Genomic DNA, 1013 nt, shown 5'->3' with positions numbered 1-1013 from the left:
GAAAGCTCAAGTGTGTTTCATCCGGTATGATTTACCTTTGATTTTAAAAATCTTTACATGGTGGACCATGCGGTCCAATATCGCTGCAGCCGTTTCCGGGCTTTTGAATAATTCACCCCATCCAGAGAGTGCGATATTGGTGGTGAATATCGTTGAATGGGTTTCATAGCGCATGTTCAATAACTGGAAGATCAAGTCGGCTTCATGCTTCTGGATCGGTAAGTAGCCAATCTCGTCAATGATTAACAGCTCATATCTGGCATACCGTCTGAGCACACGCTCAATCGTCCCTTTTTCATAAGCGGCCCGAAGCCGGATCAACAACTCATGGCAGTTGATGAACAATGTGCGTTTCTCCTGCCGGCAGGCTTCGACCCCCAGGGCGATCGCCAGATGGGTTTTACCGACACCAGGGCTGCCGATGAAGACAATGTTCTCTTTAGATTCCATGAACCCCAGATGTTTCAATTCAAGGACGGCCGTGCGGTTCAGGCTGGGTTGAAAATCAAAATCGAACGTATCGAATGTCTTCACTTTAGGGAAGCGTGCGCGGTGAATCGCACGCTCCATCTTCTTTTCCTTTTGAAACTTCATTTCCTTGTCTGTGATTTCCAGAAACGCACTCGTCAGCGACATGTCTTCTGTATGGACCTTATCCAACAACACTGGATAATATTCACGCATATTATTTAAACCGAGGGCTTCAAAATTGGACAGAAGCGTTTGATAATCACTCATGGACATCATCTCCCACCGCATCATATAACTGCAGGGATTCATGGATATACTCATGGATATCATCGTCCGGCCGACCAGCCAGCAGATCCGACTTTAATATGTTGAACATATCTGCCTGGTTATAATTGAATCTTTGGGTGGTTAATGGATGTGCACGCACCATTTCTCCGTTATAATAAATGTGTATGTCATCCTCAGTATCCGACAGTTCAATTTCGACCGTCTTTCCAATATACTGGGGATCTACAGAGTATTTACATTTACGGAACTGAACC

2 protein-coding genes are annotated in these 1013 nt (G+C 45.1%); both read right to left on the bottom strand.

Annotated features, from left to right (window positions below; all coding sequences use genetic code 11):
- Window positions 1-6 precede the first annotated feature (6 nt).
- Entirely contained in the window at window positions 7-738 is a 732-nt protein-coding gene (istB, locus tag CRN96_RS13135) for an IS21-like element helper ATPase IstB (RefSeq protein ID WP_097042990.1), read from the bottom strand.
- On the bottom strand, window positions 731-1013 hold a 283-nt coding region (locus tag CRN96_RS13320), incomplete at its 5' end, for a Mu transposase domain-containing protein (RefSeq protein WP_425442555.1). The genes istB and CRN96_RS13320, both read right to left, overlap by 8 nt.

Origin of the sequence: Salinicoccus kekensis, from assembly GCF_900220995.1 — a bacterium.
Lineage (GTDB): Bacteria > Bacillota > Bacilli > Staphylococcales > Salinicoccaceae > Lacicoccus > Lacicoccus kekensis.
The sequence above is the reverse complement of the archived record's forward strand: the minus strand, read 5'-3'. Positions and strand labels throughout refer to the sequence as shown.